The sequence below is a fragment of the Curtobacterium sp. Leaf154 genome, from assembly GCF_001424595.1.
Lineage (GTDB): Bacteria > Actinomycetota > Actinomycetes > Actinomycetales > Microbacteriaceae > Curtobacterium > Curtobacterium poinsettiae.
The window spans coordinates 474,895-500,277 of record NZ_LMOS01000001.1 but is presented as its reverse complement, the minus strand read 5'-3'; the positions used below and the strand labels follow the sequence as shown (position 1 = coordinate 500,277).

At 71.1% G+C, this 25,383-nt stretch carries 29 protein-coding genes and 5 tRNA genes; 15 read left to right on the top strand and 19 right to left on the bottom strand.

Annotated features, from left to right (window positions below; all coding sequences use genetic code 11):
- Positions 1-14: 14 nt before the first annotated feature.
- Genes ASF75_RS02365 through ASF75_RS02340 form a run of 6 tightly spaced genes read right to left on the bottom strand, consistent with a single transcriptional unit; the run spans position 15 to position 8,067 of the window.
- Entirely contained in the window at positions 15-689 is a 675-nt protein-coding gene (locus ASF75_RS02365) for a TetR/AcrR family transcriptional regulator (RefSeq protein WP_017887394.1), read from the bottom strand.
- Positions 686-2,776 carry a CocE/NonD family hydrolase gene (locus ASF75_RS02360; protein WP_056068602.1) on the bottom strand — a complete coding sequence of 697 codons (2,091 nt, stop codon included), beginning with the start codon at positions 2,774-2,776 and terminating at the stop codon, positions 686-688. Before ASF75_RS02360 ends, ASF75_RS02365 begins: the two co-directional genes overlap by 4 nt.
- Positions 2,773-4,560 (bottom strand): ABC transporter ATP-binding protein, encoded by a 1,788-nt coding sequence (locus tag ASF75_RS02355; protein ID WP_056068601.1) that lies wholly within the window; start codon positions 4,558-4,560, stop codon positions 2,773-2,775. Before ASF75_RS02355 ends, ASF75_RS02360 begins: the two co-directional genes overlap by 4 nt.
- Positions 4,557-5,444, bottom strand: coding sequence for an ABC transporter permease (locus tag ASF75_RS02350; RefSeq protein WP_056068598.1), 888 nt, complete (start codon positions 5,442-5,444; stop codon positions 4,557-4,559). Before ASF75_RS02350 ends, ASF75_RS02355 begins: the two co-directional genes overlap by 4 nt.
- Positions 5,441-6,469: an ABC transporter permease gene (locus ASF75_RS02345; protein ID WP_056068596.1), complete on the bottom strand. Its 1,029-nt coding sequence runs from the start codon at positions 6,467-6,469 to the stop codon at positions 5,441-5,443. The genes ASF75_RS02350 and ASF75_RS02345 overlap by 4 nt, the downstream gene beginning before the upstream one ends.
- Positions 6,466-8,067: an ABC transporter substrate-binding protein gene (locus ASF75_RS02340; RefSeq protein WP_042537146.1), complete on the bottom strand. Its 1,602-nt coding sequence runs from the start codon at positions 8,065-8,067 to the stop codon at positions 6,466-6,468. The genes ASF75_RS02345 and ASF75_RS02340 overlap by 4 nt, the downstream gene beginning before the upstream one ends.
- Before the next feature lie 235 nt (positions 8,068-8,302).
- On the opposite strand from ASF75_RS02340, the gene ASF75_RS02335 reads away from it, so the two are divergent.
- From ASF75_RS02335 to ASF75_RS02325, 3 genes are read left to right on the top strand one after another with little or no spacing between them, the layout of a single operon-like run.
- Positions 8,303-8,896 carry a molybdopterin-dependent oxidoreductase gene (locus tag ASF75_RS02335; RefSeq protein WP_042537144.1) on the top strand — a complete coding sequence of 198 codons (594 nt, stop codon included), beginning with the start codon at positions 8,303-8,305 and terminating at the stop codon, positions 8,894-8,896.
- A complete protein-coding gene (locus ASF75_RS02330) occupies positions 8,893-9,684 on the top strand; it encodes a ferredoxin reductase (RefSeq protein WP_082509368.1) in 792 nt (263 codons plus the stop codon). Before ASF75_RS02335 ends, ASF75_RS02330 begins: the two co-directional genes overlap by 4 nt.
- Positions 9,684-9,953 carry a DUF6510 family protein gene (locus ASF75_RS02325; RefSeq protein ID WP_056068594.1) on the top strand — a complete coding sequence of 90 codons (270 nt, stop codon included), beginning with the start codon at positions 9,684-9,686 and terminating at the stop codon, positions 9,951-9,953. The genes ASF75_RS02330 and ASF75_RS02325 overlap by 1 nt, the downstream gene beginning before the upstream one ends.
- Before the next feature lie 284 nt (positions 9,954-10,237).
- Here ASF75_RS02325 and ASF75_RS02320 read toward each other — a convergent pair.
- Positions 10,238-10,309, bottom strand: a tRNA-Gly gene (locus ASF75_RS02320).
- Between the two features lie 133 nt (positions 10,310-10,442).
- Between ASF75_RS02320 and ASF75_RS02315 the strand changes: the two genes are divergently transcribed.
- Positions 10,443-10,649 (top strand): hypothetical protein, encoded by a 207-nt coding sequence (locus ASF75_RS02315; protein WP_017887403.1) that lies wholly within the window; start codon positions 10,443-10,445, stop codon positions 10,647-10,649.
- 20 nt (positions 10,650-10,669) lie between these two features.
- Here the strand turns inward: ASF75_RS02315 and ASF75_RS02310 are convergent, their stop codons facing one another.
- Entirely contained in the window at positions 10,670-12,052 is a 1,383-nt protein-coding gene (locus ASF75_RS02310) for a hypothetical protein (RefSeq protein WP_156463748.1), read from the bottom strand.
- A gap of 97 nt (positions 12,053-12,149) precedes the next feature.
- Between ASF75_RS02310 and ASF75_RS17540 the strand changes: the two genes are divergently transcribed.
- Entirely contained in the window at positions 12,150-12,335 is a 186-nt protein-coding gene (locus ASF75_RS17540) for a hypothetical protein (RefSeq protein WP_140448043.1), read from the top strand.
- A 166-nt stretch (positions 12,336-12,501) separates the two neighbouring features.
- Here ASF75_RS17540 and ASF75_RS18225 read toward each other — a convergent pair whose 3' ends face one another.
- Positions 12,502-12,627, bottom strand: a complete 126-nt coding sequence (locus ASF75_RS18225; RefSeq protein WP_017887405.1) for a hypothetical protein — start codon at positions 12,625-12,627, stop codon at positions 12,502-12,504.
- A gap of 272 nt (positions 12,628-12,899) precedes the next feature.
- On the opposite strand from ASF75_RS18225, the gene ASF75_RS02305 reads away from it, so the two are divergent.
- The 6 genes from ASF75_RS02305 to ASF75_RS02285 are packed head-to-tail and all read left to right on the top strand — an operon-like array spanning position 12,900 to position 16,067.
- On the top strand, positions 12,900-13,352 hold the full coding sequence (locus ASF75_RS02305) for a hypothetical protein (protein WP_156463747.1): 453 nt from the start codon (positions 12,900-12,902) through the stop codon (positions 13,350-13,352).
- On the top strand, positions 13,349-14,524 hold the full coding sequence (locus ASF75_RS02300) for a zinc-dependent alcohol dehydrogenase (RefSeq protein WP_056068588.1): 1,176 nt from the start codon (positions 13,349-13,351) through the stop codon (positions 14,522-14,524). The genes ASF75_RS02305 and ASF75_RS02300 overlap by 4 nt, the downstream gene beginning before the upstream one ends.
- A 51-nt stretch (positions 14,525-14,575) precedes the next feature.
- Positions 14,576-14,803, top strand: a complete 228-nt coding sequence (locus ASF75_RS17945; RefSeq protein WP_200942662.1) for a hypothetical protein — start codon at positions 14,576-14,578, stop codon at positions 14,801-14,803.
- 13 nt (positions 14,804-14,816) lie between these two features.
- Complete coding sequence (locus ASF75_RS17940; RefSeq protein ID WP_200942661.1) at positions 14,817-15,215, top strand: DUF1345 domain-containing protein; 399 nt, start codon at positions 14,817-14,819, stop codon at positions 15,213-15,215.
- A gap of 35 nt (positions 15,216-15,250) precedes the next feature.
- Positions 15,251-15,553, top strand: coding sequence for a DUF4190 domain-containing protein (locus tag ASF75_RS02290; RefSeq protein ID WP_017887409.1), 303 nt, complete (start codon positions 15,251-15,253; stop codon positions 15,551-15,553).
- Between the two features lie 37 nt (positions 15,554-15,590).
- Positions 15,591-16,067, top strand: a complete 477-nt coding sequence (locus ASF75_RS02285; RefSeq protein WP_056068586.1) for a GNAT family N-acetyltransferase — start codon at positions 15,591-15,593, stop codon at positions 16,065-16,067.
- Between the two features lie 3 nt (positions 16,068-16,070).
- On the opposite strand, the gene ASF75_RS02280 is transcribed toward ASF75_RS02285, so the two are convergent.
- The 4 genes from ASF75_RS02280 to ASF75_RS17535 form a co-directional block, all read right to left on the bottom strand.
- The gene (locus ASF75_RS02280; RefSeq protein WP_052481622.1) at positions 16,071-17,123 is read right to left on the bottom strand and encodes a BLUF domain-containing protein; all 1,053 of its coding nucleotides are present in this window, start codon (positions 17,121-17,123) and stop codon (positions 16,071-16,073) included.
- A gap of 273 nt (positions 17,124-17,396) precedes the next feature.
- Positions 17,397-17,891 (bottom strand): hypothetical protein, encoded by a 495-nt coding sequence (locus ASF75_RS02275; protein ID WP_017887412.1) that lies wholly within the window; start codon positions 17,889-17,891, stop codon positions 17,397-17,399.
- A gap of 39 nt (positions 17,892-17,930) precedes the next feature.
- Positions 17,931-18,194, bottom strand: coding sequence for a hypothetical protein (locus ASF75_RS02270; RefSeq protein WP_056068584.1), 264 nt, complete (start codon positions 18,192-18,194; stop codon positions 17,931-17,933).
- A 33-nt stretch (positions 18,195-18,227) separates the two neighbouring features.
- Complete coding sequence (locus ASF75_RS17535; RefSeq protein ID WP_156155266.1) at positions 18,228-18,365, bottom strand: hypothetical protein; 138 nt, start codon at positions 18,363-18,365, stop codon at positions 18,228-18,230.
- A gap of 233 nt (positions 18,366-18,598) precedes the next feature.
- On the opposite strand from ASF75_RS17535, the gene ASF75_RS02265 reads away from it, so the two are divergent.
- Entirely contained in the window at positions 18,599-18,994 is a 396-nt protein-coding gene (locus tag ASF75_RS02265; RefSeq protein ID WP_056068582.1) for a hypothetical protein, read from the top strand.
- Positions 18,995-19,017: 23 nt separating this feature from the next.
- On the opposite strand, the gene ASF75_RS02260 is transcribed toward ASF75_RS02265, so the two are convergent.
- Complete coding sequence (locus tag ASF75_RS02260) at positions 19,018-20,202, bottom strand: MFS transporter (RefSeq protein ID WP_235517482.1); 1,185 nt, start codon at positions 20,200-20,202, stop codon at positions 19,018-19,020.
- Positions 20,203-20,428: 226 nt separating this feature from the next.
- Here ASF75_RS02260 and ASF75_RS02255 point away from each other — a divergent pair, with 226 nt between their 5' ends.
- Entirely contained in the window at positions 20,429-20,890 is a 462-nt protein-coding gene (locus ASF75_RS02255) for a hypothetical protein (RefSeq protein ID WP_156463746.1), read from the top strand.
- Between the two features lie 129 nt (positions 20,891-21,019).
- Positions 21,020-22,009 (top strand): hypothetical protein, encoded by a 990-nt coding sequence (locus tag ASF75_RS02250; protein ID WP_056068575.1) that lies wholly within the window; start codon positions 21,020-21,022, stop codon positions 22,007-22,009.
- Here ASF75_RS02250 and ASF75_RS02245 read toward each other — a convergent pair.
- From ASF75_RS02245 to ASF75_RS02225, 5 genes are all read right to left on the bottom strand, one after another.
- The gene (locus ASF75_RS02245) at positions 22,006-22,980 is read right to left on the bottom strand and encodes a DUF6891 domain-containing protein (protein WP_056068573.1); all 975 of its coding nucleotides are present in this window, start codon (positions 22,978-22,980) and stop codon (positions 22,006-22,008) included. The genes ASF75_RS02250 and ASF75_RS02245 overlap by 4 nt on opposite strands.
- Before the next feature lie 146 nt (positions 22,981-23,126).
- Complete coding sequence (locus ASF75_RS02240) at positions 23,127-24,272, bottom strand: DUF1963 domain-containing protein (protein WP_140448040.1); 1,146 nt, start codon at positions 24,270-24,272, stop codon at positions 23,127-23,129.
- Positions 24,273-24,679: 407 nt separating this feature from the next.
- Positions 24,680-24,754, bottom strand: a tRNA-Val gene (locus ASF75_RS02235).
- A 47-nt stretch (positions 24,755-24,801) separates the two neighbouring features.
- Positions 24,802-24,875 (bottom strand) — tRNA-Cys (locus ASF75_RS02230).
- A gap of 82 nt (positions 24,876-24,957) precedes the next feature.
- Positions 24,958-25,029 (bottom strand) — tRNA-Gly (locus ASF75_RS02225).
- 215 nt (positions 25,030-25,244) lie between these two features.
- On the opposite strand from ASF75_RS02225, the gene ASF75_RS02220 reads away from it, so the two are divergent.
- Positions 25,245-25,317 (top strand) — tRNA-Val (locus ASF75_RS02220).
- The last annotated feature ends 66 nt before the right edge of the window (positions 25,318-25,383 follow it).

Below are 25,383 nucleotides of genomic sequence, written 5' to 3'. Positions count from 1 at the left end.
GAAGCCTTACCTCATCACAAGGGGGAACGGCCGGTTCCGGCGATGTCCACAGCGGGCACACTGAGTTCGTGCGACAGGAACCGCCACATCCACGACAGCGCGACCGTGTTGGTGAGGCCAGGCACACCCTGGGCGATCTGCGTCGCGACGCCGTCGCTGTACGCGGCGAGCTGCAGCGCGACGGTGTCGGCGTCGACCGGGTCGGTGCTCCCCGTCCTGTCGCGTGCGCCCCCGAACACGCCGGCGTCCACCCCGCGCCGGATGACCCGCACCAGGCAAGCCTCCCAGACGCGGATCCGTTCGGCGTACTCGGCGGCGACCTCGGGCCGACGCACCACCGCGGTCCAGTAGTCGGACCAGATCCGCCAGTGCTGCCGGACCTGCTCGGTGTCGCCGAACAGCGGCGCCACGAGCATCCGGAGTCCCACCAGCACGTCGGGTTCGGCGTCGACGGCCGTGACGATCGCGCCGTAGAAGCGCTCCGTCTCGAGCACCACGACCTCGTTGAGGATCTCCGCGACGCTGCCGAAGTGGTACGTCACGGTGCCGACGGAGACCCCTGCCTCGGCCGCGATGTCCCGGAGTCCCGTGGCACCGACGCCGTTCCGGACGATCACCGCGCGGGCGGCCTCGACGATCATCGCGCGTCGGACCTCCGGCCGCTGCCGCACCCGTGCTGCCGCGGTCACGCCGAGGTCCTCGGCACGTCGTCGACGAAGGTGCGCTCGGTGACGAGCACCTCGGGTTCGTCGGGTCCGCCGTCGCGGGCCCAGGCGCGCACGGTGTTGACGACGTGGAAGGCGTCGGCGTCGGCGGTGACCTCGGACGTGGTCTCGAGGCGCGCGGCCCACGCGGGCTTCATCAGCCCGATCGCCCAGCGGGAACTCGCCCGTGCGCTGGTCGGGTCGTCGGAGCGGATCCGGTAGGTCTCACGGGCGTCCTCGGTGAACACCAGGCCGTCCGGGTAGACCCGCCCGCCGCCGTACCCGGGGTCGACGTCGAGCGTCCACTCCCCCGTCTCGACGTCGTGCGTCACCGTGCGCTGCGGCAGCGGATCGGCGGGGGCGACGCGCTCGATCACCAGGGGCTCGGACCGTTCGGGCTCGGCGAAGGCCACGCCGTCGTCGGTCGTCCGGGTCCAGGTGGGCAGGGTCACGCTCGAGGCGGTCGGGTCGATCGTCACCGTGGCCTCGACGCCGTGCGGCCACACCCACGGCCAGTAGGACGACGAGACGGCGATGCGCAGCCGGTGTCCGGCGGCGAACCGGTGGCCGGTCGAGACCAGGCGCACGGGCAGCTCGGCCGGCGTCCCGGGCACGAGCACGTCGTCGCGGTCCATGCCGTCGCGTTTCGCGGCGTTCAGCACCCCGCGGGTGACGAGCGTCGACGAGCCGTCCGGGGCGACGTCGCAGAGCCGGACGGTCAGGGTGGCCCGGGGCTGGTCGCTCGTGACGGACAACCGCACGAGCACGTTGCCGAGCAGGTCGAATGCCTTGCCGACGGGCAGGTCGAAGGTGACCGACCGGCCGTCCTCGGCGCGCTGGTCCGGCGGCAGGTCGGTGGCGTTGCCGAACGGGAAGAACCGGCCTGCGTCCACCCCGGTGTGCTGCGGGGACCGCACGACGACGGGCCCGAGGTCCCCGCCCCGGAGTGCGGCGAGGGGCAGGACACGTTCGTGGGTCGCGGCGGAGGGCCATGCCTCGGCAGCGATCCAGCGACCGCGGCGACCGGCGTAGTACGGCGCTGGGGCCTCGCCCTCGTTGATCCAGGCCCGCAGCGCGGGGTCGTCCTCGACACCGGTGTCCACCCCGAGCAGCCAGCGGTCCCACCAGCGCAGGGTCTCCTGCAGGAACCCGATCGACGGACCCGGCGCCAGCCCACGGTCCGGGTACTGGTGCGACCACGGGCCGACGATGCCCTTCACCGGGGCGCTGACGTGGTCGACGAGCCGGAGCACGGCGTCCCGGTAGGGGTCCGCCCAGCCACCGACGGCGAGCACCGCGGCGCGGATGCCGTCGTAGTCCTCGGCCGCGCTGCCGTGCCGCCAGTAGTCGTCGCGCTCCTGGTGCGCCAGCCACACCGGCGTCATCGGTCGGTTCGCCTCGAGCCGTTCCCGCCAGCGGTCGACCCAGCCGGAGCCGACGACCTCGGGCCGGGGCGGCCGGGAGTTGAAGGCGAACATCGTCGCACCCCAGGCCGCCATGTCGATGCCGAGCACGGCGCCGCCGACGTAGTGCACGTCGTTGTCGTACCGGTCGTCGGTCGAGCAGACGGTCACGATGGCCTTGAGCGCGGCGGGTGCCCGAGCCGCGAGCTGCAGCGCGTTGAAGCCGCCCCACGAGATGCCGAACATGCCGACCGCGCCGGTCGACCACGGTTGCTCGGCGAGCCACGCGATCACGGCCTCGCCGTCGAGCAGCTCCTGCTCGCTGTACTCGTCGTCGAAGAACCCGTCGGACGACCCGGTCCCGCGGATGTCCACGCGGACCGAGGCGTACCCGTGCTGGGCGTACCAGGGGTGCCGCTCCGAGTCGCGCGGCGCGGTCCAGTCGTCGAGCCGGTACGGCAGGTACTCGAGCAGCACCGGGGTCGGGTCGCTCGGCGCCCCCGACTGCGACTGCGCCGGCGCCCAGATCCGGGCGTGCAGCCGCACGCCGTCGGGCATCGGGATCCACTCGTCACGGACCGTCACGCCCGCGGGCAGCGAGCCGGGGTCGCCGATCGCGGTGAAGGTGGCGGCGGCGGTGCCGTGGTGGGTGCCGTCGTCGGTGGTCATGCGTCCTCCCAGTTGCGGGTGCGGTGTCCGTCGCCGTGGTCGGTCCAGCCGTCGGCGTGCCGCCAGCGCGGTACCCCGTCACCGACGTCGGGCAGGGTCGTGCTGCCGGGTTCGAGCGTCGCCGCGAGCAGCGTCGACGTGTACGGGTGGTTCGGGCCGGTGAACACGCGTTCGGTCGGTCCGATCTCGACGATCCGCCCGCCGGTCATCACCGCGACCCGGTCGGCCACGCCCCGCACCACGGCGAGGTCGTGGCTGATGAACAGGCAGGCGAGGCCCCGCTCGCGCTGCAGGTCGGCCAGCAGCGCGAGGATCCCCGCCTGCACCTGCACGTCGAGCGCTGTGGTGATCTCGTCGGCGATCACGAGCGACGGCTCCGCTGCCAGTGCGCGCGCGATCCCGACGCGCTGCCGCTGCCCGCCGGACAGCTGCGCGGGCAGTCGGTCGGCGAACTCCGGTCCGAGCCCGACCTGCGTCAGGAGCGTCCCGACCCGCTCTCGAGAGGACGAGCCGCTGAACAACCGGAGTGGCCGTGCGATCGCGGCGCCCACGGTGCGCCGCGGGTTGAGCGACGTGTCCGCGTTCTGGAACACGAGCTGCACCGCGCGCCGCAGGTCGGCCGCACGACCGGCGATCGGCACGCGCAGGTCGCCGTGGGTCGTGCCGTCGTCGTAGGTGAAGGTCCCCGACTCGGCGGGCACCAGCCCGGCCAGCGCCGTTGCCAGTGTCGACTTGCCGCTGCCGGACTCGCCGACGACGGCGAGCGTCTCGTGCGCGGCGATCGTGAACGAGACGCCGTCGACGGCGGCCGGCAGGCCGCGGCCGTAGCGGATCACCAGGTCGGCCGCGGTCACCACGGGGCGGGCTGCACGCTCGGGAGGCGCGGTGCGGGTCGCCGTGGAGCCGACCGTCCCGGGGACGGTCGCGTCGTCGGGCACGTGGCCCGTCCCTCCAGGCCGTCGCCCGTCCGGCACTGCGGCCAGCAGGGCGCGCGTGTACTCGTGCTGCGGCGCGGCGAAGAGCGCCGCCGTGGCGGCGTGCTCGACGACCTCGCCGTCGCGCATCACGGCGATCTCGTCCGCCATGGCGGACACGACCCCGAGGTCGTGGCTGACGAGCAGGACGGCCATGCCGAGCTGCTCGCCGAGGTCGGCGACCAGGTCGAGGACCGCGGCCTGCGTGACGACGTCGAGGGCGGTGGTCGGTTCGTCGAGGACGAGCACCCTGGGCCGGGCGGCGACGGCCATCGCGATGGCGATGCGCTGCTGCTGCCCACCGGACAGCTGGTGCGGGTACCGACGGACGATCGCGTCGGGGTCCGGCAGCCGGACCAGCCGGACCAGCTCGGCGACGCGTTCGGGGCCGTCGGGCTCGCCGTGGGCGCGGAGGGCTTCGCGGATCTGCTCACCGACGCGCATCGACGGGGTGAGCGCCTGTCCGGCGTTCTGGGCGACGACCGAGGCGGTGCCGCCGCGGAGTTCCCGGCGGCCGGCCGGCGACAGGGCGAAGACGTCGGCGCCGTCGACGCGGACCGTCCCGCCGTCGATCGCCGACCCGGCGCGCAGGTGTGCGAGGAGCGTCCGCGCGACGGTGGACTTGCCGCTGCCGGACTCGCCGACCAGGCCGAGGGTGCGACCGGCCTCGATCGCGAACGAGACTCCCCGGACGACGGGGACGCGTCGCTTGCCGGCGGCGTACGAGATGGACAGGTCGTCCACGCGGACGATCGCGTCGGGCACGGTCGCTGTCGCTGCGGACGTCGAACCGGTGTCGGTGCGGGTCATGCGCTGACTCCCTGCTTGGCGCGGTCGACACCGAGCGACTTGCTCAGGCCGTCGGCCGCGAGGTTCAGTCCGATCACCAGCGTGGCGAGTGCCACGATCGGGGCGAGGGTGCCGAGCGGCACCACGGTGAGCGCGGTGCGGTTCTCCTGCACCATCAGGCCCCAGTCCGGGGTCGGGGGGTTCGCGCCGAAGCCCAGGAAGGACAGCGACGCGACGAGCAGCACGATCCACGAGGCCCGCATCGCGTACTCGACGAGCACGACGTCGAGCACGTTCGGCAGGATCTCGCGGAACACGATCGACAGCGATCGCTCGCCCCGGGCGCGGGCAGCGGTGACGTAGTCCTGGGTGATCACGGTGCGGGCGGTGCCGCGGACGACCCGGGTCACCGCGGGGGCGTAGACGACGGTGACGGCGAGGACGATGACCCACAGGCCGGCGTCGAACACCGTGACGACGACCAGGAGCGCCAGGATCGACGGCACGCTGAGCAGGGCGTCGACAACGCGCATGACGACCTCGTCGAACCAGTTGTCGGCGTACGCCGTGACGCAGCCGAGCACGGTGCCGACCGCGACGGCGATCGTGGTGGCGAGGAACGTCACCGACAGCGCGTACCGGCCGCCGTTCAGGGTGCGGGAGAGCACGTCGCGCCCGTACTGGTCGGTGCCGAGCCAGTGCGTCCACGTCGGACCGGCGAGCACGTCGCCGGCGTTCGTGGCGACCGGGTCGTGTCCGGCGATGACCGGTGCGAGCAGGGCGAGGACGACGTGCAGGGCGATGAGGCCGAGCCCGATGCTCAGCGCCGTCGACCCGCGCAGGGGTGCGAGCGCGCCGGCGAGGACGTCGCGTCCGGTGCGGCGGCGGGGTGCGGTGGCGGTCATGCGGCGGCCTTCCTGGTGCTGCGGGCGCTGCGGGTGCGCGTGCGCGGGCGCCGCTGGCGGGTCCGCAGCTTCGGGTCGAGTGCGAGCGCGACGAGGTCGGCGGCCAGGTTGCACACGACGTAGATCAGGGCGCTCAGCAGGGCGATCGCCTCGATCGTGGGCAGGTCGCGGTTGAACACCGACTCGAGCATGAGCTTGCCCATGCCCGGGTAGTTGAAGACGTTCTCGACCACCACGACACCGCCGAGCAGCCACGCGACGTTGAGCGCGACGACGTTGAGCGTCGGCAGCAGGGCGCTCGGCACCGCGTGCTTCCAGACCACCCGGCGCATGGTCAGGCCCTTGAGCTCGGCCGTCGTGACGAACTCCGACGCCATCACGTCGATGGTCGACGAGCGGGCCGTCCGCACGATGTAGGCGGCCATCGCGAGGGTCAGCACGATGATCGGCAGCCAGATCGTGGGCAGCAGCTCGCCGACGGTGGCGTCGCTCCCCCGCAGCACGACGGCGGGGAAGACCGGCAGGCCGATCGCGAACAGCAGCACCAGGACGGTGGCGACCATGAACTCCGGCACGCTCATCACGACCAGGCTGACGATCGAGATGACCTTGTCGCTCGGACGGCCGCGGCGGACACCGGCGACGACACCGAGCGTCAGGGACACCGTGACGCCGACGAGCATCGCGGGCACGGCGATGAGCATGCTGTTCCGGAACGCCGTGAACAGGGTCGGGGCGACCGGTTCGCCGCTGACGAGCGAGGTGCCGAAGTCGCCGTGCACGGCGCCGCCGAGCCACTGCAGGTAGCGGAGCCAGACGTTCTGGTCGAGGCCGAGCGTCTCGCGGAGTTGCTTGACGGCGTCGGGGGTGGCGTTCTGGCCGAGCAGCTGCTGGGCGACGTCACCGGGGAGCGCCTGCACCGCCAGGAACACGAAGAGCGAGGCGAGCACCACGGTCAGCAGGGCGATGCCGACGCGGCGGAGGACGGGGACGAGGACGTCCGACGGTGTGTTCGTGGTCGTCATCGGCGCAGTCCGATCCGCAGGTAGTCGAACTCGAAGCCGTACTCCGAGTAGTTCACGACGTCGCGGGACAACCCCACGAGCCGGTCGCCGAACATCGGCGTCATGTCCGCACCCTGCTCGACGACGAGCCGCTGGGCGTCCTGGTACAGGGTGAGCCGCTTGGCGTCGTCCATCTCGGCTCGGGCGTCGTCGAGCAGCCCGTCGAAGGTCTCGTTCGACCACGCGCTCTCGTTGTACGACGAGCCCGAGCGGAAGATCTGGTTGAGCAGCTGGTCGATCGGCCGCCCCGTGAACCAGTAACTCACCATGAGCGGCTTCTGCATCCAGATCTGCGTGTAGTACGAGTCGGAGCTCGCGTTGCGGACGGTCAGGCGGATGCCCGCGTCGGCGACGGCGTCCCGGTAGGCCACGGCCATCGGGGTGAACACCGACTCGTAGCTCGACGTGTAGATCTCGGCGCGGAAGTCCGCACGCCCGGCCTGCTTGAGCAACGCCCGGGCCTTGTCCGGGTCGTACTCGCGGTGGTCGTCGACGAACGCGGCGAGCTGCGGCGGCACGGGGTTGTCCCAGCCCGCCGAACCGGTCCCCTGCAGCGCCGTGTCGACGATCTTCCGGGGGTCGTAGGCGAGCTTCATCGCCTGGCGCACCCGCGGGTCGCTGAACTCGTCACTCGTGGCGAGCATCGGGATCGTGTACCACTGGGCGTTCTTCGACCGGGCGACGGTGGCCCGGCCGGACGCCGACACCACCCGGGCGGTCGCGAAGTCCAGGTTCGTCTGCGAGATGAGGTCGATCTGCCCGGCGAGCAGGGCGTTCACCCGCGCCGTGGTGTCCTGGATCGAGTAGAAGTCGATGCCGTCGAGCGCTGGCCGGCCGGCGAAGTGGTCCGCGTAGGCCTCGACGCTGCCCGCGCCGGCCGGGGTGAAGGACGACAGCCGGAACGGCCCCGTCCCGATCCCGGTGCGGCCGATGTCGGCGACGGCGTCTGCCGGCACGATGTAGCACTGGTACGCGGTGAGCAGCGAGGGGAACTCGGCGTTCGGCTTCGTCAGCGAGAAGCGGAGCGTGTACGGGTCGACGGCGCGCATCGAGTCGGCGTCCATGACCTCGCCGAGCACGCCGGCCTGCGGGCTGCCGGTCTTCTCGTCGAGGATGTGCCGGATGCTCGCGATGGCGTCGTCGGCGGTGAAGCGGGAGCCGTCGTGGAAGGTCACGCCACGGCGGAGCGCGAAGGTCCACTCGGTGCCGTCGGCGTTCGCGGACCACTCCTCGGCCAGGTCCGGCACCGGTGTGCCCTGCTGGTCGAGCTTGACGAGCCGGTTGTACAGCGCACCGAGGTACTCGTAGGCCGACAGCGAGCTGGCGGAGTCGAGGGTCTCGGCGGCCGAGGCCGCCGGCCGGGCGATGCGCAGGCGCCCGCCGCGGCGTGCGACACCGGTGGCTGCGGTCTCGGGGATCGTGGGGGTGCCGGCGGACGCGCCGGAGCTGCACCCGGCGAGCGTGAGCAGGCCGAGGCCGGCCAGACCGGCGGCGCCGGTGATGAGCGCCCGACGGCTCGGACCGTGGGCTCCTCGGGGTTCGGGGACGATGGGCTGCATTCGGGGTGACCCCTCCTGTAATCGTTCCGGTGAACGATAGAGGTCCCCGGCCGATCCCCCAAGCCCGCTCCCGGCGGTCGACGCGGGACCAGGGGCGCCGGGAACGGCGGACCGGTGCGGATCCGCCCCCGAGGACGACCGTTCCGTGCACGGGTGGAACGTTTACCAACCCGTTACACGGCGCGCTCCGGCACGCGGCATGATCGGGAACGCACCGACGTCCCCGAGGAGGACCATGGCCACGTTCACCCGCGGGTTCGGCGGTCGCCGTGCCGACCGCGACGACACCCGCATCCCGCCCGGGCAGACCCTGGTCCGTGACTGGCCCGTCCTGTCCGCCGGCGCGACGCCCGACATCGAGCCGACCGACTGGGCCTTCTCGATCCGCACCGAGTCCGGCCTGCACCAGTGGACCTGGGACGAGGTGCACGCGCTCGGCGTCGAGGACGTCACCGTCGACATCCACTGCGTCACGCACTGGACCAAGCTCGACATGCCGTGGCGGGGCGTCCCGCTCGACCGCCTGTTCGAGGACGTCGAGACCGAACTCGACTACTGCATGGTGCACAGCCACGGCGGCTACACGACCAACGTGCCGCTCGACGAGCTGCTCGACGGCAAGTCCTGGATCGCGTTCGAGGCCGACGGTGCGCCCCTGACGCCCGAGCACGGCGGGCCGGCCCGCCTGCTGGTCCCCCACCTGTACTTCTGGAAGAGCGCCAAGTGGGTGCGCGGCATCGTCATGCAGTCCGACGACGAGCCCGGCTTCTGGGAGAACGCGGGCTACAACCTGCACGGCGACCCGTGGAAGGAAGAGCGGTACTGGTGACGCTCCCCGACACCGGCCTGGAGGCACGGATCACCCCCGCCACGCGACCCGCCGCACGCAGGCGGCCGGCCTGGCACGCCGCCACCGTCGCGTCCGTCGTCCGCGAGACGACGAACGCGCGCCGGATCGTCCTCGACGTCCCCACCTGGCCGGGCAACGACCCCGGGCAGCACCTGGACCTGCGGCTGACCGCCGAGGACGGCTACCAGGCCCAGCGCTCGTACTCCATCGCGTCGGCCGGCCCCACGACCGATGTCGTGCTCGCGGTCGACCGCGTGGACGGCGGCGAGGTCTCCCCGTTCCTCGTCGACGCCGTCGAGGTCGGCGACGCGCTCGAGGTCCACGGCCCCCTGGGCGGCTGGTTCGTCTGGCGGCCGGGCGAGTCCACCAGGCCCGTGCAGCTCATCGCCGGCGGCTCCGGCATCGTGCCGCTCGTCGCGATGGTGACCGCCCACGCCGAGGCGGACGACCCGGCGCCCTTCCGGCTCCTCGCGGCCGTCCGCACGCCGGACGACATGTTCTTCCGCGCGGAACTCGACCAGGCGCTCACGAGCCGGGCACCGCTCGAGGTGACCCACGTGTACAGCCGCACCGCGCCTCCAGGCTCGAGCGTGCCGGCCGGACGGCTGACGCGGGACGCGCTCGCTGCGGCGGTGTTCCCGCCGGACGCGGGTGCCCTGGTCTACGTGTGCGGGTCGACGCCGTTCGTCGAGCAGGCGCTGCGCTGGCTCACCGAGCTCGGGCACGACACGAGCGACGTCCGCGCCGAACGGTTCGGGGGCAGCTGATGGTCGTCGTGGACGGCAACGCACTCGCGGGGACGCTGGCCGACAGTCTGGGGCCCGAGCCGACCGTGGTCGCCCTGCGCTGCGCCGGGTGCGGTTCGCTCGGGGTGCTCGGGCAGACCACCGTCCACCGCTCCGCGATGGGGTCGGTGGCGCGCTGCCGAGGGTGCGACACGGTGCTCGTCACGGTCGTCGAGTCCGGAGCCCGGCGGTGGGTGGGGTTGCCCGGCGCCCGCACGATGTCGGCGTCGCTACCGGACGGCATCGAGTAGCACAAGGCTCGCACGGCGGGTCGTGCGGGGTTCTTGCGGGTTCCCGCAACCCTGGATCCGGTCCCCACCCGAACGGGGGTCGGCTCCGGATACATCCTCGGAACTGCGCCGGGCCACCCACCCGGTGCGTGCCGGTGGGGGCAGGGTCGCCTCCGCGCCCGGTGGGCGCGGGTACCCGAAGCCTGCGCCCACTGGGCCCCCACGCCTTCGGCACTGCGACGCCCCGCAACGACGGAACCCCCGCCGCTCTTCCGAGCGACGGGGGTTCCGGTCTTCCTGTTCTGAGCGGATGACGAGATTCGAACTCGCGACCCTCACCTTGGCAAGGTGATGCGCTACCACTGCGCCACATCCGCATTCCACACGCCGTGCTGGCCGTGCGGAGATGACTCTACCCGATGACGGGCGGCATCACCGGTTCCACCCTGGTTCCCGGCGTGTCCGGCGCGGCGCGGGCGGTCCGTCAGGTCGACGGAGTTCGATCAGACCATGAGCTACGTGCACGACAACCCGGGCGGGACCGAGGCCCACGGCGTCGACCTGGTCGACGGCGACGCCCCCGCCATCCGGATCCTGGTGCACGGCGACCTGCCGACCACGATCGAGCACGAGGGCCGCACCTGGCTCGCCACGGGTGACGCCCACGACGCCGGCACCGACGACACCCCGCCGATCGCGATCTACCGCCCGGTCTGAACCGACCCAGGGCGGCCCGGTCAGTGACCGCGGACGTCGCCCGTCAGGATCGCGTGCTCGACACCCGCTGACAGCTCGTCGTGCAGGGCGTCCGCGAAGAACTCGCCGGCACCCAGGCTGATGAGGTGCGCGACCGCGGCCTCCGCCGCCGGGAACCCGGGCTCCCACTCGTCGTGCAGGAACGCGCGGACGTGTCCGGACTCGTGCACGACGACCACGCCGATGTGCTCGTGCCGGGTCCCGTCCTCGAGCACGGCGTCGAAGACGATGGGTTCGGTGTCCTCGCCGAGTTCCTCGAGCAGGACGGTGCCGGTGCCCGGCCACTCCGTCCGGTACGGCGGCAGGTCGGGGGCGTGCAGGTGCCCGGCGAGCTCGTCCGACGCCGACTCGATGTGCCCGGTGGACAGGTACTCGTCGACGACGTCGTGGATGCGGGCGTGCAGGTCCGGCTCGTACTGCCACCAGCGCTGGTGCACGGTGCGGAGCCACTCCTGGGTCGCGGGGTCGGCCGATGCCGAGATCCCCACGAGCTGCGGTGCGGTGCCCGGCGAACCGACGACCTCGAGCTGTTCGTCGTGGGTCTCGACCGTGATCGACCCCGTGGTCTCGTCGGGGTGCACGCCGTGGACGTCCTCGGGCGCGGCGGCCCAGATGCTGGCGGGGAGCTTCGGTGGCAGGTCGAAGGGCACCGCGATCGCCGGCTGCGTCATCGCGTGGTCGATGGCGTCGCCGAGGTGCACCTCGTCCGACCGTGCACCCATCACGATGCCCCCGGTCGGTGGCACCAGCGACAGGCGTTCCAGGTCGTCGGGCGCCGCGTTCATCGACGTGAACACCACGGTGTCCGCCCACTGGACGAACGCACCGGCCGACCGGTCGTCCTCGCCGAACGGTACGTCCCACGCCGTCGGGTCGGCGAGCACCCACGATGCGGTGCGGCCGGCCGGTCCGTGGCGGACGGCGTCGACGATCGCCGGCACCAGTCCGGGCAGCTGCCGGTACGCCGGGCGGACCGTGAGCCGGTCGACGGCGAGCAGGTCGGGCTTGCCGAGCATCTCGGCTGCGTGGGTCTGCAGCGAGAAGAACGTCTCCCCCGTCGCGTCCTGCGCAGCGACGGCAGAGGCGAACGCCCCGGCGACGTCGGAGACCTGGTAGCCGAGCACCAGCGCCTCGAGCGACTCCGGCGCCCGGCTCGTGAACGCGGTGACCTCGGCGACGGAGACCGCCTCGGTCTCGTCGTCGTCGGTGATCGGGACGCGGACGTCGATCACCCACCGGTCGACGTCCTGCCCGGGGTAGGCGTCACCGTCCTCGTCCGAGATCGTGATGTGCACCAGGCGCAGGGAACCGTCCCAGGCGTCGTGGACGTGCTGGGCGATGGCGGCATCGGGGTCGTCGTTCACGGATGCAACGGTACCGGTGCGATCGGCAGCGTCACGCGGACGGCGACCAGCGGCATCGACCCGTAGGCCCGACGTCGGGGGCAGGCGAGGGGGTGCGGTGCGCACCACGTGGCCGACGGCCGCAGTGCTCGCTGCGGCGACGCTGCTCACGGCGACGGGCTGTTCGTCGTCGTTCTTCGAGCCGATGGCCGACCCGGTCGGGACCTGGACCCTGACGCCGGACGGGGGCAGCACCATCGTCCTGCGGCGGCAGGAGCCTCGGCTTCTGGGTCGGGGATCGTGAACGCCCCGACCCGACGTACGAGTACCGGCACGACTGAACCGTCCGAGGACCCTGAGCGAGCGCGGGCAGCGTCGGGTACTGACGGTGCGGCTCTGCGACGCGACCCCGGGACGGACGGGAGGCCCGGTGCCGGCTGGAACCGGGCCTCCCGTCCGTCTCGCTGCCGTCACCTGCCACAGCACTCCGATCGGTCGGTCGTCAGCCCGGAGCGCTCGGCGCGCTCGGCGCGTTCGGCGCGCTTCGCGACGAACACCGCGACCTCGTCGGCCACCGCGACGGGCGCGTCGATCACCGGGAGCCGCGGCCTTCACCGGCGACCGACATCCCCGCCGTTGAACGGTCAGCGCATCACGGACAATCCCGGGACGGCGTCAGGGCAGCCACGCTCATGGTGGATCGACAGGAGCGACTCCGTGGTCCCGACCGGCACGATCGCGCGGTCGTCGCTCCCGTCCCGTGATCCGCACCGATGCGACTCAAGGAGGCCGCGATGGAACACACGAACCCCCGGCGGTGGGGCGCGAACGCGCCCGCTGCTGACCGACTCTTCGCTGGGACACCACGATGAGGGCCCGGAACCTCGCCGCCGCTGCGATGGTGACGGCTGCTGTCGGCATCGTGGTCTCGCGCCGCCGACGCGGCGCACCCGGGCCCGCACGGAAGGTGCTGGCCGAACCGCGTTCCGGCTGGCACGCGGTCACGGTGAACCGCGGTCGGGACGCGGTGCTGCCAGGCGGACGAGTCCCCGCGCCGCTCACGGCGTTCGGGCAGGACGTCGAGGTGGAGGCCCGTCCCGCGCCCGGCGATCGCGGCACCGAGCTCCGTGCCCGGTTCCGAGGCGGCGCCCCGGATGCACGAGGCCGGTTGCGGGCCGCGCTGCGCGAGGCGAAGCAACTCATCGAGGTCGGCGAGGTGCTCCGGGTGGATCCGGTCCCCCACGGCCGACGGAAGGCCACACCCACCGGCGCGTTGGTGGACGTGGCGACGAGACGGAGCAACGAGGAGGGTGTGCTGTGAAGGCGCTCTGTTGGACCGGGGTCAACGAGACCGCGGTGGAGACGGTGGAGGACCCGAAGATCCTCAACGATCACGACGTGATCCTGAAGGTGCGTCTGAGCACCACCTGCGGGTCGGACCTGCACCTGCTCGGCGGGTACATCCCGACCATGCGATCCGGTGACGTCCTGGGGCACGAGTTCATGGGCGAGGTCGTCGAGACGGGATCGGCCGTCACGAAGCACAAGGTGGGCGACCGGGTCGTCGTCTGCTCGTTCATCGCCTGCGGGCAGTGCTGGTACTGCACCCACGGGCAGTTCTCACTCTGCGACAACGGCAACCCGAACCCGGGCTTGACCGAGGCGATGTGGGGATCGTCGATCGGCGGATGCTTCGCCTACAGCCACGCGCTCGGCGGGTTCGCGGGCAGCCACGCCGAGTACGTCCGCGTGCCCTACGCCGATCAGGGGGCGTTCACGGTCCCCGACGGCGTGTCCGACACGGCCGCCCTGTTCGCCTCCGATGCCGCACCCACCGGGTGGACCGGAGCCGACCTGGCCGGGATCACCCCGGGTGACACCGTCGCAGTGTGGGGCGCCGGAGGTGTGGGCCAGATGGCCGCTCGTGCGGCGATGCTCCTCGGCGCCGAGCAGGTGATCGTGATCGACCGCCTGCCCGAACGGCTGCGACAGGTGCGCGAGCACATCGGTGCCGAGACGCTCGACTACACGAGCGACGCCGTGCTCCCGGAACTCAAGGAACGCACCGGCGGTCGGGGTCCCGACGTCTGCATCGAGGCCGTCGGCATGGAAGCGCACGGTACCGGACCGCTGTACCTGTACGACCAGGCCAAGCAGCAGCTCCGATTGCAGACCGATCGGCCGACCGCCCTGCGCGAGGCGATCTACGCCTGCCGGAAGGGCGGCAGCCTGTTCTCGCTCGGGGTCTTCGGTGGGCTCGTCGACAAGTTCCCGTTCGGCGCGATCATGAACAAGGGCATGACGGTCCGCGGCGCCCAGCAGCACGGGCACCGCTACATCCCGATGATCCTCGACCGCATCGCCGCGGGAGAGCTCAGCACCGAGCACCTCGCCACGCACGTGATGCCACTGTCGCAAGGGCCGCGTGGGTACGAGATGTTCAAGAACAAGGACGACGGTTGCGTCCGCGCCGTCTTCACCCCCGGCGTGTGATGACCGACCACGCACCGGAGCGGAGGAAGGAACGATCATGAGGGCACGACGATGAACGATCGGATTCTCTCCACGCGCCGGGCGCTCGTCACCGTGGGGATCGGGGTCCTGGTCGGGGTCGGGTTGACCCTCACCGGGACTCCGTCCTTCGGGCCGCTCGCGGCCTGGTGCACGGCCGGCCTGATCGCGCTGGTCGAGGTCTGGCACAAGTGCTGGCGCCAGGACGCCGACGGCACCGAGCGTCTCGCACGCGAGGAGTTCCGAGACACGGGTCAGTGACAACGCGCTCATCGTGGCCTGTTTCGCGAGTCACGCCGCCGTCGTCCTGGCGCTGAGCGAAGCCAGCCAGGCGCGAGATCCGGCTTCGGTCGCGGCGGTCATCCTGGGTGTGCTCGGCAGGATGGTCGCGTGGGCGTTGGTCAACACGGTCTACGCCCTGAAGTACGCCCGGACCTTCTTCCTCGACCACCGGGGCGGCGGGTTCGACGTCAAGCAGGACGGGCGACCGACCTCCAGCGACTTTGCCTACTTCGCCTTCACGATCGGCATGTCGTACGCGGCACCAGAGGTCGAGCCGGACGACAGTGAGACCCGGCGGAAGGCGTTGCCGCACGCGCTGCTGTCGTACTTCTTCGGCACGGTGCTCATTGCGGTGGCCATCAACCTGGTGACGAACCTCGGTCAGGGGTGAGCGGAGGGATCCTCGTCGACCCTAGGCTGACCGACGTGACCGACCTCGCTCCTGACCAGACCGCGCCGAACGCCGCAGGGTTCCCCGCATCGGCAGCCGTGCCGCTACCGCCCCTCAGCCTGCTCGCGGTGGTGGCGATCGCCCTCGCGTTCGTCGCGCCGATCGGCGGTCTCGTCGTCGGGTTCATCGCGCGCCGCGACGTGCGGCTGACCGGTGAGCGGGGTGACGGCATCGCGTTCGCGGCGATCCTGATCGGGGCGACGCTGACGTTGTTCGGGATCATCGTGCCGCTGTTCCTCGGCGGCGCGGGGATCCTCGACCTGGACCTGCGGCTCTGATCGCTAGCCTTCCGGCCTGGGGAACCACGACGGCGCGATGCCCATCCGATCGGCGACGGTCCACGATGCCGGGGCGATCGCCCACGTGCACGCGGCCTCGTGGCGTGAGACGTACGGCCGGTTCGTCGACGATCCGGACACGAACCCGTGGTTCGACGTGGGTCGGCGGGTCGACATGTGGCGGTCGATGCTCGCCGACCCCTCGACGTGCCGGGGCGTGCGTGTTGCGCTCGACGACACCGGCGTCATCGGCTTCGCTGCCGTGCAGCCGACGCCCGGACCCGAGGCCGCCCCACCCGAGGAACTGACGATGCTGTACGTCCTCGCCCGCGCGCACGGAACCGGCACCGGCCAGGCGCTGCTCGACGACCTGCTCGCCGATCGTCCGGCGTCGCTGTGGGTGGCCGCGGACAACCCTCGGGCACACGCCTTCTACCAGCGGAACGGCTTCACGCCCGACGGCGCGGAATCGGCGTTCGGACCGATCCCGCTGACGGTCCGGCTGGTGCGCTGAGGCTCAGTCCGCCACGGGAGCCGACAGGTCCCAGACGGTGTCGGCCTCGTACTGCTCGGACCAACCGCGCCGCATCCGGGCGGCGGCGCGGTCGAAGGCGTCGACGACGTCGGTGTCCGGCGTCAGGAGCGCCTGCAGGCGGAGCCCGTCGAACAGTGCGACGAGCTGCTGCGCGCCGCGGATCGGGTCCATGGTCGCGGGCTCACGGCCGGCGTGGACGTCTCGCTGCAGCGCGGTCCGGACCGTCTCGCGGAACTGCAGGTAGGCCGACCGGTAGTAGTCGGCACCGTCGGTGGACGGGTCGGTGGAGACGGCCAGCGTGGCGGCGATCAAGCGCATGAGGGCCGGATCCTCGGCGTGGGCCGCGAGCAGCGCGTGCAGGAACGCCACCGTCCCCTTCTCGCCGGCGAGCGGGAGCAGCGGGGCCGACACTGCCCGGGTCCACCGCATCACGGCGGCAGCGAGCAGCGCGGGCTCGGACGGGAACAGCTCGAGGATCTCCGCCTGCCCCATCCCCGACCGAGACGCGACGTCCTCGAGCGAGAAGCGTGAGAGTCCACCGTCGTGCAGGACGGCGATGGCGCCGTTGATCGCCCGGGTGCGCGGGACTTCCTCGTCCGCGGCGTTCTGGTTCGTCAGCGGTGCGAGCGGGTGCTTCCGGAACCAGTCCAGCAGCGCACGTGCGCGGGACGCCCCGAACGCCGGGTCGGTCGGACGACCGGCGGTGAACAGGTCGCTGAACCCGGGAACGTCCTGCATCAGCGGGTCGAGCGACTGGAACGCCATCGACCAGTCCGGGAACGAGCGCCGGGCGATCGGCTCGTCGAGCAGCACCCGGACGTTCGTGTGCCGCGGGTCGGCCTGGACCTGGTCGAAGCGCTGCCGGACGACGTCGTCCTCGCCCTCGATGATCCCGATGCAGTTGTCGTCGCGGTGCGCGAGCATGCCCGTGACACCGAGTCGTGTGTTCTTCTCGCGGCCGACCGCCAGGATCTGGGCGAGTTCGGAATCCGTGATCGGACGGGTCTGGGTGCTGGTGTAGACGAGCGATCGCATGGTGCTGCTTCCTGGTCGGACGGTCCCCCGGTGTGTGGGAGGCGCCGCCGTGTCGAACCCGAATCGACTCGACGGCACCTCGTGGTCACCGTAACCAGCGGCGACCACCTTCACTGCGACGCAAGACGGTCCGTGGCTGTCCGGCACCCGGAGGATGCCGACCTCTGAATGGAACCATCCGACGGTCCTCGGCGGTACCCCCACTACGGGGAACGCTCGTTCTCCGGCGGTCGCTCGTGGCGCACTTGGCGCACTTGGCGCACGTGGCGCACGTCAGGTTGCGCGGTCGCCTGTTCCAGGCGTCTCGACGATGCGGTCACCCGTCGTCGGGTCCCATCCGACCGTGCGGGGTTCGGCTGCTCGAGGACGCCGTGCATCCCGTGGGAAGAACGGTCGTGCGCTCGGCAGGTAGCTGAGCACCGCCGCGACGACGATGCAGACGGCGTCGACGAGGCTCCGGTCCATGCCGTCGGTGGCGATGGTGATCACCGCGCTGCAGGCGGTCAGCCCGGCGATGATCGCGAGCCAGAGTCGCGCGTTCCCGGAGCCTCGTCCCATCAGCGTCGCAAGCCACAGGAACAGTGCCGACCAGGCGAGGACGAAGAGGAGCCCGAGCGACGCCCCGATGATCGCGCCGCCGGCTTCGCGCATGGACACGACGATGCCGGGCGCCGCGGCCGCGAGGCTGATGACGACGGAAACCCACCAGAGCGCCACGGCGACCGTGACGACCCGCGGTCGCGTGCGCTGTTCGGTGCGCTGTTCCATCAGGTGCTCCCCCGTCGTGCCGGATCCGGCACGACGATCCTACGGTGACGGCTGACGCACTCCGGCCATGCGCGATCGGCGGAGGATGACCAGTCCCACGGTCAGTCCGGCTGCGAGTAAGGCGAAGGTCAGGAACGACGCGAACCCGATCGTCACCAGCCGGTCGTGCGGCGCACCGACACCCAGGAGCAGCCGAAGCGTGAGCAACGGCACCACGACGGCGGCCGTCCACGAGGCGATCACCAACACCGAGAGCAAGATGACCGCGCCCCGGTGCGGAGCCGTTCCGGGGGCGTTGGTCATGCGACCATCCAACCAGTGGCCTGGTGCGAGCCCCTAGGGGCGGTAGTCCTCACGACGCGGCAGGAGCTCGGCCGCGTGGGAATCGATGTACGGCTTCGCGCCCAGCATCCCGCCGATCGTCTTCGCGACCGTCGTGAGCAACGCTCCGAGCCCCCGTGCCACGATGCTCAAGATCCTCATGGTGCCCCCTCGTCGGACCGACCTGCGGTGTCGGACTCTTCCCGTCACACCGTACGCGGAGGGCCGGATTCCCGCCAGGGACGGCAGACTCTCGGGCCCGTCGTCGATCGTCGTCGCGGATAGGCTGGACGCCCGATCGGGGAGGAACCGCGATGCCGGTGGTCCGCGAGCGAGTGCCGTTGTGGCGCACGCCCTGGTGGCACCCTCGCCGCTGGGAAGCGCGCATGTGGGTGCTGCTCGTCGCTGCTGCTGCTGGCGGCGTCCTCCGCGAAGTGGCGCATCCGTTCTACGACGACGGGGTCGAGGCGATCGTGAACTGGCTCGGCCTCTGCATCCCGGGATGTGTGATCGCGTACGTCGTGGTCGGTCGGTGGAAGAAGGGTCTCACCACGCTGTGGAAGCCGTCCTGGCGCGAGCTCCGACGGATCCTGGTCGCGGCACCGCTCGGGGTGCTGGCCCTGCGGCTGCTCATCGAGGACGACGACGCGTGGTTGTGGCTGCTCGCCGGGGTGTCCGCCGCGCTGCTCGCGCTCGCGGTGGCTCGCTGGGTCGCTGCCCACCGCGATCGTCGACGTCGGACGAATGCGTACGGGACGGTGTCCGCTGACCCCTACGCGTAGCTCCCGATGGGGTTCGTCGATCCCTACGCGTCCTGTGCCGAGTCGGTCTTCGACGGCAACCGCGATGCCACGAGCGACCCGACCAGCGCCACCACCGCGAAGGCCGCGAACCCGAACGGCAGCCCGATCGCGCTGCCGACACCACCGACGACGAGCGGTCCGACGGCGTCCCCGGTCTCGCGCCCGAGCTCCGCTGAGCCCATGGTGCGACCGAGCCGATCCGGCGGAGTCGTCCCGGCGAGGTGCGCGAACGCGACGGGTGTCAGCGTGGCGACACCGGCCCCGGCGAACAGCGCCGCGATGAAGACGGCCACCGCCGAGGGTGCGACGGCGACAACCAGGAAGGCCGCGGCAACCGCGGCCGTCCCGACCGCACCCGCGACCCCGGTACCGAGGCGCCCGGCGTCGTGCAGTCGACCGGCGACGGGCTGCACGAGCGACGACGTGACCGCGAGGACGGCGACCGCGAGCGTCGACACCAGGAGCGGGATGCCGACATCGGTGCCGAGCGCCGGGAGCATCCCGGTCAGCGCGCCGATCGCAGCGCTGCCGACGGCCAGCACGACGACCGGGATCAGGAACTGGCGGTCCGTGGCCGCTCGGACCATCGCGGCGAGCGTGGCCCGCTGCCGGGGCAGGGGCACGATCGGCTCGACGGCGACGAACACCGCCACCGCGGTCACCAGGGCCATCACGACGAGGATCCCGAAGACCCACTGCGTACTGCCGAACTGCACCACGAGTGCACCGATGACCGGTCCCCCGGCGTAGCCGAGACCCTTCCACGAGCCGTACCGACCGAAGTACGTCCCCCGACGGTTCGCCGGCACGAGACGGGCGACCGCGGCGGACGATGCCGGCGAGAACGCGGAGGCGCCGGCGCCCTGCAGCAGACGCGCGAGGCCGAGCCAGAACGGTCCGGTCCCGAAGACGCCGATGAGTGAGGCCGCTGCGAACACGACGAGTCCGCCGACGATCACCGGTCGCGGCCCGATGCGGTCGGACAGTGCGCCGAAGACCGGCTTGAGGACGAGTTCGGCGACGTCGTAGAGCGCCAGGAAGAGCCCGAGCCACGCCAGCGTCAGACCGAGTTCGAGGTGCTCGCCGCCGACCGCTGCGGCGATGCTGTTTGCCCCGAAGGCGGTCACGAAGCCCGCGGCGTACAGCGGCGCGAGCCGAGGGGCAGTGGTCGTCGACGGGGCGGTCACGTGCTCACCTTGGCCGACCACGGGCCGGACCGCCAACGCTCACGATCATTCCTCGTGACTGCGTGACGCTCTGCCTCGTCCACGATCGGCCATCCCTTCGCCGGTGTGTCTGCGGTGTCCACGGGGTGGTGCAGCCTCGGATCAAGCGTGTCGAAACCCTCACTGTTCGGCCTCGATCGACATGGCGTTGACGAATCGTCAGCGACCGCGACGCATGATGGGTGGCATGAAACAGTGGACTTCCGCAGAGACCACCGAGCTCATCGTCAAGAGCTGGTTGTGGATGACGCTCCTCACCGCGCCGGTCGCCACCGTCATCGCCGTCGCGTGGTGGAACCCCATCGCCCTCTCCCTCTTCGTGCCGGCCTCGCTCATCTTCACCGGCATCGGAGCAGCCATCGGCGGCATCGCCTCCATCCCCTTCTCCCACGGACTCAGTCGAGCCCTGATGCGAGTCCGGAGCCGCCTCGTCCACGCCATCGCACACTCCCTGCACGCCGGCGCGCTCGCGGCAGCCTGCCTCGCGCTCTTCCTCGTCATGAACGATGGGGACGACCTCTCGACGTGGCCGCTCATCGCGTCCGTAGCCGCCGGCATCGCCGCGGCGATCGCACGGTGGCGGCTCGACCGCACCAGGACGACGGCAGAGCCGACAGCAGCGGACGTCGTCGACGACGCCGGGGCCTAGCCGGACCACGACCAGCGCCCGTCGGGACTGTCAACGGGAAAGAGGGGTGTCGGCGCCGGTGCCGGGGGATGTACTCGAGTTCGTCTGAGGTGGCGACGGCCACGTCCGACCGGTCGATAGGGTCGGTTCGTGGGGAACTCCGTGACGCTGAACGTGCTGGCCGCTTCGTCGACGACGGCGGGAGACGACCCGGCTGTCCGCGCCGGCGAGGTCGACCTGGACGCGGTCACCGGTGAGTGGGAAGTGCAGTGGCTCCTGCCGTTCCTGTGGATGGGGCTCGTTCCCGAACCCTGGTTTGCAGCGCACGCTGACCGGCTCCTCGCAGCGCTTGCAGCTGGTGAAGACGAGAGCCCGGGCCTCACCGATGTCGTCGTGCCCTGGCCCACCGCTGCTGAGGCGTTCCGAACGCGGCTGCCAGCGGTGGTCGCCGTGTGGCCGGAGTTCGCTGAGCCCGCGAATCGGTTCCTCTCGGATGTCACCTCGGTGGCGGAGCGGACGACGAACCCCGTCATCCGACTGCGGCTCGACGAGCTGGTCACGGCGTCGTGGGGCGATGAAACGGAACTCAGCCGGTACGTCGCCGACGTCCTCGCTGACGCGGACCAATGGGACGACCCTCGACGGACCGCTGAGGGTCGGGTGTCCGACTTCCACCGGGCAGCGACAGCAGACGAGCCAGGCCGGTCGTTCCTGCTCGGTGGTGAATGGATGTACGGCGGGTCTTCGTTGCCGCGTGACGAACCGGTGCCGTTGCCGGCTCCGAGCCGGGCGGCACCATCGGCTCCGCAGGATGCGCGCGTCGACCGTCAGGCGGAGACGCCTCGGGTGCCGAGACCTTCGTGGATCAACGAGCGGCAGTGGGCCGGCCGCTACGGGATCCATGGTGAGGACCTCTGGCAGGTCGCGGCCTTGGCCGCAGCTCGGAAGGCCCGAGCGCAGGCGAACGTGTGGCCGTGGCACTGGATGGTGGTGATCGCGGTGACGTTCGCAGTCGTGACGTGGCTCATCGTCGGCATGTTCTCCGACAGCATGCTGTGGGCGACCATCGCTGGAGCAGTCGTCCTCGTCAGCGTTGCTGCGATGTGGGGGCGTGCTGCTGGTCGAGCTCGCCGAAGCTAGCGCAGCGGACGTCGCTGGGTCGACCGGGCGTTGCTGATGAACCGGTCGAGTGCGTCGCCGACGTCGTCGTGCCAGGAGCCGTCGGACCAGGCGCCGGCTTTCTCGTCGGTTGCCCAGACGTGCCAGCGGTCACCCTCTTCGTCAAGCGCTGTCGCGTCGGCGGTTCCCCGCTCGCCGGGCCAGAGGACCCGCAGGCGTTCGTCGGCGACCACCGCGCGGGCTTCGTCCAGGTCGGTGAACGGCAGCGGTTTCCGCCACTGGTCGATGACGACGCCGATGCGCTTGCTGGGGGTGCCGTCCCAGTCGATGTCGAGTCCTCGGTCGGAGAGGACGCTGGCGACCCGTTCCCCTGCGGTGAGCTGGGAGCGTTCGTTGACGGCTGCTTCACCGCGGGTGGAGAGCATCGACTTCGCGACCAGGTCGGGGTCGATGTCAGGCGCTGGGCGGAACGACCCGTACGCGAGGCGCAGAACGCACCGTTCCAGGGCGAGCCCGTCCGTGTCCTGCTCATGGAAGAACACGTACGCCCACTCTCGCTGTCCGTCGGGCGCTGTCTGGTCCGGTGTTCGCCGGTCACGCGCTTCCAGGAACCCGTCGCTCTGGTCGACGCCGAGGTTCATCCCGGTGACGAAGCCGTCACGGGCGAGCTCCGCGAAGGCGAACTGGAGACGGTCGTACTGGCTGCTGCGCCAGTCCCAGGTTGCCTCCTCCTGCCGGCGTGCATCCCAGATGAGCCGGGTGCGCGCGAGGACGCTGCGGCGGAGCTCGTCAACGTCCGGTACGTCGTCCTCGTACCATTCGACGACTGTCTCGACGACGTCGTCGAAGCGGCGGAACCCGGGCAGCATCTGCTCGGTGACCGTTTCGTCGATCATCTGCTCGTCGGGTTCGACCTCGTCGAGGATGTCGTAGTCGGTCTGGTCGATGCTGTCGTCCGGCTTCCGCCGCCGCCACTTGTCGAAGATCCCCACGGACGGATCCTATGCGGCGCTGGTGTCGCGCCGCCGGGACGCGGACCGGTCCGGGAGTCTGGTGCAGCAGCTCGAGGTCCTGCACCGGCAGGCCGGTGACGCTGGCTCGAGACGGTCGACCGGAGCGGAATCTTGCGGTTTGCGGTCTACGTCTGCGTGAGGACCTTCGCGTGACCGTGGCCGTCGGCGAAGACGTACGCGGATCCGCCGCCGAAGTTCACGCCGAGGGGGTCCTCGTCGAGCATCGCGACGAACCGGTATCCGTCCGGAGTCTCGTCGTTCTGGATCCACGCCGGTCTCCCGCCCCACTGGCCGGCGACGGTGACACCGTCGGCGCGCGCCTCGGCCAACGCGTCGGAGTAGTCGTCCGCGGCTGCCTGGTGCACGCCGAGGAGCCACGGTGCACCGGCCATCACGGCGGTGCCGGACGATGATGCCGGCCGTCCGGCCGGGTGCAGGTCGCGTCCACCGACGACGATGGCAGCGTTGCACCCGGCGTCCGGGTCCCAGGACGGGCAGGAGCCCGGGTCTGCCTGGCAGATGAAGACGAGGATGAGGCTGCCGTCGTGCTCGAGCTGCGCGGTGAACTGCATCGGCTCGTGGTGTTCAGCGCACGTCGGCCAGTCGAAGCCGTCGGGAACGCTGGGCTGCCCGCCGAGTCGTGAGGACACCAACGGTGCGGTGAGGTCCGACCGGTACGCGCCGAGGAGCCGAACACCGGCTCGGGTTCGACGTACTGCGACAGCGTCGTGACTCCGGGTCGACGACGACGCGGCGCTGAGGCGGATGCTCTCCGGCGTGCCGCTGCGGATGGCGGCGACGACGAAGGACGGGTCGTCGGTGGGGAGGTCCCATCGCAGGAGGGACTGGTAGGGCTCCTTCCCTGTCCCGGTGTACGGGGCAGGGCCGTTGTCCTCCGCCAGGAGCATCCGCTCGACCTGCCAGGCGTCCAGGAGTGGGTACCCGGCGCCAGTTGCCTCGGAGACGATCCGGGTTGCGGTTCGCCGAGCGATCGCCTGCCGGCGCTGGCGGCCGCTCCGGTACAGGACGAAATGGAGCAGGTGCGCGACGATGGGGAACGGGAGCACCCACACGGCCGCGAGGAGGGACGACTCGCTCTGACTGCGGTAGTCGAACGCGTCGTAGTACACGGAGAGGGCGATGTAGGCGATGACGCCGAAGGTGTACACGAGTGTGTACACGGCGCCGAACACCCGCAGGCCCGGCGGGGTGCGCACCGCAGCAGCAGCGCTGGTGTCGATGATGACGTCCGGCGGCAGATCCGCTGTCAACGGCGGGGACCGAGCGTGTGACGCGAGACGACGGCGGAGACTGCCACGCCGACGAACAATGCGGCGGCGTCTGCACCGGTGAGGACACCCGCGGACGGACGGTGTCGGTGTGGACGGTACGTGCTCATGCTGCTCCCCCGAGAGTGCTGTCCCTCCACGCTACCGCCATGCCGGTGGTCGCCTGCCCACCCCACTCGAGCGGTCCACCCACGCAGTCGCTGATCAGATGTCGGGAAGCAACGGGCCGACACGAGCACAACAGCTCGAGTCGGACCGATGCAGCGAAGACCGCCGACGGGGTCGCCGTCGCCGGATCCGTGCCGGGTCCGCGGACCGGCCCATCCGGCCACCCTTGGAACGAAGAAAGTCCCCGACCGGACCTGGTGGTCCTGCCGGGGGCTTCGTGGTGGTGGGCGATACTGGGATCGAACCAGTGACCTCTTCCGTGTCAGGGAAGCGCGCTACCGCTGCGCCAATCGCCCAAGTCCCTGCGTGGACCGGAGTCCATCAAGGTCTTGGAGGGTGGATCTGGAGGTGGGGACGGGATTCGAACCCGCGTGGACGGCTTTGCAGGCCGCTGCCTAGCCTCTCGGCCACCCCACCATCGAGGTTCACGTCTCCGTGAGTACCCGAACGGTGGGATACCCTCTGGTGAGTCGCGGGCCTTCGAGAAGACCCACACTCGAGCGGATGACGAGATTCGAACTCGCGACCCTCACCTTGGCAAGGTGATGCGCTACCACTGCGCCACATCCGCACTTGTCGTTCCGCTGTCGCGGCGACGACGTAAACTCTATACGCACCGGGGCGCTTCCACCAAAATCCTTCCCGTTCACCGGGCGTGTCCCCCGAGTTCATGCGGATCGGGGCGGTTCGGCACCCCCTGCGGACAGCGCGCCACACCCGGGCCGCGCGATGTGTTCGATGCGTCGCCGGACTTCCGCTAGTATCGATCCGCACGAACAGTGCAGGGGGCGATTGGCGCAGTTGGTAGCGCGCTTCGTTCACACCGAAGAGGTCATCAGTTCGAGTCTGGTATCGCCCACACAGCAACACGAACACCACTGACAAGAGCCCGACGCAGCAGCGTCGGGCTCTTGTCATCTCATCA

What these genes read in the sequence shown, in the direction of transcription:
- ASF75_RS02360 (WP_056068602.1), bottom strand. Translation starts at nt 2,776, where the DNA reads ATGACCACCGACGACGGCACCCACCACGGCACCGCCGCCGCCACCTTC.
- ASF75_RS02355 (WP_056068601.1), bottom strand. Translation starts at nt 4,560, where the DNA reads ATGACCCGCACCGACACCGGTTCGACGTCCGCAGCGACAGCGACCGTG.
- ASF75_RS02350 (WP_056068598.1), bottom strand. Translation starts at nt 5,444, where the DNA reads ATGACCGCCACCGCACCCCGCCGCCGCACCGGACGCGACGTCCTCGCC.
- ASF75_RS02345 (WP_056068596.1), bottom strand. Translation starts at nt 6,469, where the DNA reads ATGACGACCACGAACACACCGTCGGACGTCCTCGTCCCCGTCCTCCGC.
- ASF75_RS02340 (WP_042537146.1), bottom strand. Translation starts at nt 8,067, where the DNA reads ATGCAGCCCATCGTCCCCGAACCCCGAGGAGCCCACGGTCCGAGCCGT.
- ASF75_RS02335 (WP_042537144.1), top strand. Translation starts at nt 8,303, where the DNA reads ATGGCCACGTTCACCCGCGGGTTCGGCGGTCGCCGTGCCGACCGCGAC.
- ASF75_RS02325 (WP_056068594.1), top strand. Translation starts at nt 9,684, where the DNA reads ATGGTCGTCGTGGACGGCAACGCACTCGCGGGGACGCTGGCCGACAGT.
- ASF75_RS02315 (WP_017887403.1), top strand. Translation starts at nt 10,443, where the DNA reads ATGAGCTACGTGCACGACAACCCGGGCGGGACCGAGGCCCACGGCGTC.
- ASF75_RS02305 (WP_156463747.1), top strand. Translation starts at nt 12,900, where the DNA reads ATGAGGGCCCGGAACCTCGCCGCCGCTGCGATGGTGACGGCTGCTGTC.
- ASF75_RS17945 (WP_200942662.1), top strand. Translation starts at nt 14,576, where the DNA reads ATGAACGATCGGATTCTCTCCACGCGCCGGGCGCTCGTCACCGTGGGG.
- ASF75_RS02285 (WP_056068586.1), top strand. Translation starts at nt 15,591, where the DNA reads ATGCCCATCCGATCGGCGACGGTCCACGATGCCGGGGCGATCGCCCAC.
- ASF75_RS02280 (WP_052481622.1), bottom strand. Translation starts at nt 17,123, where the DNA reads ATGCGATCGCTCGTCTACACCAGCACCCAGACCCGTCCGATCACGGAT.
- ASF75_RS02275 (WP_017887412.1), bottom strand. Translation starts at nt 17,891, where the DNA reads ATGGAACAGCGCACCGAACAGCGCACGCGACCGCGGGTCGTCACGGTC.
- ASF75_RS02270 (WP_056068584.1), bottom strand. Translation starts at nt 18,194, where the DNA reads ATGACCAACGCCCCCGGAACGGCTCCGCACCGGGGCGCGGTCATCTTG.
- ASF75_RS02265 (WP_056068582.1), top strand. Translation starts at nt 18,599, where the DNA reads ATGTGGGTGCTGCTCGTCGCTGCTGCTGCTGGCGGCGTCCTCCGCGAA.
- ASF75_RS02255 (WP_156463746.1), top strand. Translation starts at nt 20,429, where the DNA reads ATGAAACAGTGGACTTCCGCAGAGACCACCGAGCTCATCGTCAAGAGC.